Here is a 3,404-nt window from a genome sequence, read left to right on the forward strand (position 1 = left end):
CTTCCAGGGGAAACCCTCAACCCTCCGTCCTCGGCGCGTACTCCGTCGCCTCCACACCGAAGCTCCGGGCCGCCCCCTCCGTCGCGGTGCGGGTGCGCGGGGGCACCCCGAGCCAGTGGGTGCGACGGGAACCATCGGGTTCGCGTCCCGGACGCCCCCGACGCGGAGGCGCCGTGACACACCGGCGAGAGCGTGATCCCGGCCTCCGGGGACGGCACGGTGCGTCGCTGCCACTTCGTGGACACACCGCCGGGAAACCTCCATGACGGCTCCTTCGCCGGCGCCCTGCGTCCACGGGGCTGCCCGCGGGCGCCGTGCGACTGCCCCGTCGGCCACGTCCCCCCGCGGACCCCGCCGCCGTACGGGCTCTTCGCCGGCGGCGTGGCGGAGCGGATCCCGGCCGGGGGGCCGGGCCCGCCCCCGGAGGAGTACCCCGGTCAGTTCCGGATGCCGACCCCGGCGTAGGAGGCCACCGAGCGCTGCTCGGCGGGCACCTCCCCGGTGGGCCGCCAGAACGGGGTCTGCACCAGGCCCGGCTCCTCGAGCTCGAAGTTCCCGAAGAGCGGCAGGATCTCCTCGCGTGATCGCAGGGAGAGCCGCGCGGTGGCCTGCCGGTAGATCGCGGCGCCCTCCTCGGAGATGTCGGAGCTGTGGAAGTCGGCGGTCGCGTGGCTGATGACCAGACGGCTGCCGGGGGCCAGCGCCCCGGTGAGGACGGCGATGATGCCGGCCGGGTCGGCGTCGTCGTCCACGAAGTGCATCACCGATACCAGCATGAGCGCGGCCGGGCGGTCGAAGTCGATCAGACCGCGCAGGTCCGCGTGCTCGATCACCGCCTCGGGGTCGCGCAGGTCGGCGAGGAAGAAGCCGGTGTTGGTGGCACTGGTGAGCTTGGCGCCGGCGTAGACCGACACGATCGGGTCGTTGTCGATGTAGGCGACCCGCGCGTCGGGATTGACCGAGTGGGCGATCTCGTGGGTGTTGGGCGAGGTGGGGATGCCGGTGCCCACGTCGATGAACTGGTCCACGCCGGCCTCGGCGAGGGAACGCACCACGCGCTGCAGGAAGGCGCGATTGGCACGGGCGCTGATCCGCACGTCCGGGGTGAGGGCCATCATCCGCTCGGCGGCGGCGCGGTCCACCTCGTAGTTGTCCTGGCCACCCAGGTAGTAGTCGTACATGCGCGCCGGGTGCGGCTTGCCGGTGTCGATCGAATCCGGCGTGAAGCCCAGGTCGGTCACGGGGTGGTCCTCCGTAGCGGTGAGAGTGGAACCCGATGGGTTTTCGGGTCCCCGATCGGGTTCGGATCGGGGACCCGGCGGCGGGCGTGGTGACCGCGCCGGGCCCGGGGCCGCGCCGGCGGGCCGGCCCCGGGAGAGTTCAGACGGCGCGCATCAGCAGGAAATCGGCCTCGCCGGACTTGACGCCCTCGATGAAGGACTCGATCTCGTGGCGGGTGTAGATGAGAGCGGGGCCGTCCGGGTCGGTGGACTGGCGCAGGGCCACCCGTCCGTCCCGCAACCGCAGGGCCTCGACGCAGCTGCCGCCGTTGCCCCCGCTCCAGGGCTTGCGCCACCCCTCCGCGCCCAGCAGGCGGGCGGGCATGCCGTTGTAGATGCGATCCATACGTTCAGATCTCCTTGCGAATGGCACCGAGGAGAGCCTCGGTGCGGTGCACTGGCGCGGCCTGCGCGCACATCCGGTCCAGTGCCTCCCGAAAGGCCGACACGTCGTCGCGCTGATCGAAGTAGGCGGCGCCCACGAGACTCTCCGCGCACGCGACGTCGGAGAGTTCGGGGACGGGGAACCGGAACAGGTGGAATGGTCCGTACATGGCCGGGTGCAACCCGGCGGCGAAGGGCATGATCTGCAGGCGCACCCTGGGTTGCGCGGCGACCTCGATGAGGCGGCCCACCTGCTCGCGCATGACGTGGGGGCGGCCGAGGGGGCGGCGCAGCACCGTCTCGTCCATCACCACCCACAGCAGCGGCGGATCCTTGCGCTCCAGCAGTTCCTGGCGGGACATGCGCAGAGCGACCAGCCGCTCGACCTCCTCGCGCGGGGCGTGGGGCATCCCCGCCCGCAGGACGGCCGTGGCGTAGCCCTCCGTCTGCAGCAGACCGGGGACGTAGTGCGGCTCGTAGGCCCGGATCTGGTCGGCCTCGGCCTCCAGGCTGACGAAGGCGCTGAACCAGTCCGGGAGCACATCACGGTAGCGGTGCCACCACCCGGGACGGTTGGCCTCCCGGGCCAGTCCCAGGAAGGCGTCGATCTCCCCGGAGTCCTGCACACCGTAGAGCCGCAGGAGCTTCTCCACGTAGGGGACCTTCAGGCCCACCTGGGCCTTCTCCATCCGGCGGACCGTGGCGTGGGTGACGTCCAGCGCCCGGGCCGCCTCCTCATAGGTGAGACCCGCCTGTTCCCGGAGGTCGTGGAGGCGTCGTCCCAGTACCAGGCGCAGCGCCGTGGGCGCACCCGCGCCCGTCTGCCCGCCCGGCACTACCGCCGGCCTTCAACTGCCGTCATGGGAAAGAAGTTTGCCATGACGAGCGATGAACCAACAGACTGACAGGGACGATTCTGCAATTTACAGACTGCCCTCTTGCCGGATGCGAGCAACAACCAGCACAGTAGGGGTGTGGCTTTCTCCCGGCGGGCTCAGCCCTTAGAGCGCATCGACACGCCTGTTCCCCCGCTTTGCGGCACGCGGCATCGTTTCCGCCTGCCGGCGGTGGGAAGCGCGGCGGCCGAGGCCCGCAGGCTGGTGCGAATCCAGCTGACGGAGTGGCACACATCGGGGGAGACCCGCGACAACGCCCAGCTCATCGTCTCCGAACTGGTCACCAACGCCCTGCGGCACACCGGGGGGCACTTCATCGGATGCGAGCTGCGCCTGCTCGGCGGCGCGCTGCGGGTCGCGGTGTCCGGCGAGGGGTGCGGCCCGACGGGCACGCCCGAACTCCCGGACGACGACGACGAGGGCGGACGCGGCCTGGTCCTGGTGGTCGCCCTGTCCAGCTCATGGGGCGTGCGGCCCGGCGAATCGGGCTTCGGGCACGTGGTGTGGGCCGACCTTCCGCTGCGCCCGGTGGGCCCGATCGGGCTCCCCGACTGAGGACGCGTTCCCGACCCCCGCGCACCGCGGGAGCGGCGGCCGGGACACGGCGATTCTCGTTCCGAGCCGGGCGCGCCGACACCCGGGCACCCCTGCCGGAGTGCGCCTTTCCATGACACCATGCCCGGTGAACCGAACGTCGTCCGGGATGTCGAACGCATTCGACAGTCCGGACGCCGCTCCGGGGGCGGCACCGACTCCCCGGTGCGCGGTGCCGGCCCCCACCCCTCGAGAGATTGACGGAACCCGATGCCACCCGTGTCGCCCGTGCCTCCGGTCGCCCCCGCGG

General features: G+C 71.9%; 5 protein-coding genes. 1 reads left to right on the top strand and 4 read right to left on the bottom strand.

All coding sequences use genetic code 11. The annotated features are described in order from the left end of the window. Positions 1–16 precede the first annotated feature (16 nt). From FNQ90_RS28515 to FNQ90_RS16810, 4 genes are all read right to left on the bottom strand, one after another. Entirely contained in the window at positions 17–295 is a 279-nt protein-coding gene (locus FNQ90_RS28515; RefSeq protein ID WP_323380013.1) for a DUF6745 domain-containing protein, read from the bottom strand. Between the two features lie 142 nt (positions 296–437). Then, a complete protein-coding gene (locus FNQ90_RS16800; protein ID WP_182607132.1) occupies positions 438–1,241 on the bottom strand; it encodes an SAM-dependent methyltransferase in 804 nt (267 codons plus the stop codon). Positions 1,242–1,380: 139 nt separating this feature from the next. Next, the gene (locus FNQ90_RS16805) at positions 1,381–1,626 is read right to left on the bottom strand and encodes a DUF397 domain-containing protein (RefSeq protein WP_143623119.1); all 246 of its coding nucleotides are present in this window, start codon (positions 1,624–1,626) and stop codon (positions 1,381–1,383) included. 4 nt (positions 1,627–1,630) lie between these two features. After that, entirely contained in the window at positions 1,631–2,455 is an 825-nt protein-coding gene (locus tag FNQ90_RS16810; protein WP_194432612.1) for a helix-turn-helix domain-containing protein, read from the bottom strand. Between the two features lie 276 nt (positions 2,456–2,731). Between FNQ90_RS16810 and FNQ90_RS16815 the strand changes: the two genes are divergently transcribed. Continuing rightward, positions 2,732–3,115, top strand: coding sequence for an ATP-binding protein (locus FNQ90_RS16815; protein ID WP_323380014.1), 384 nt, complete (start codon positions 2,732–2,734; stop codon positions 3,113–3,115). The last annotated feature ends 289 nt before the right edge of the window (positions 3,116–3,404 follow it).

The organism is Streptomyces alkaliphilus (genome assembly GCF_014141535.1).
GTDB classification, from domain to species: domain Bacteria; phylum Actinomycetota; class Actinomycetes; order Streptomycetales; family Streptomycetaceae; genus Streptomyces; species Streptomyces alkaliphilus.

Bases quoted from the DNA above. Each gene is read 5' to 3' on its own strand.
- FNQ90_RS16805 (WP_143623119.1), bottom strand. From the start codon at position 1,626: ATGGATCGCATCTACAACGGCATGCCCGCCCGCCTGCTGGGCGCGGAG.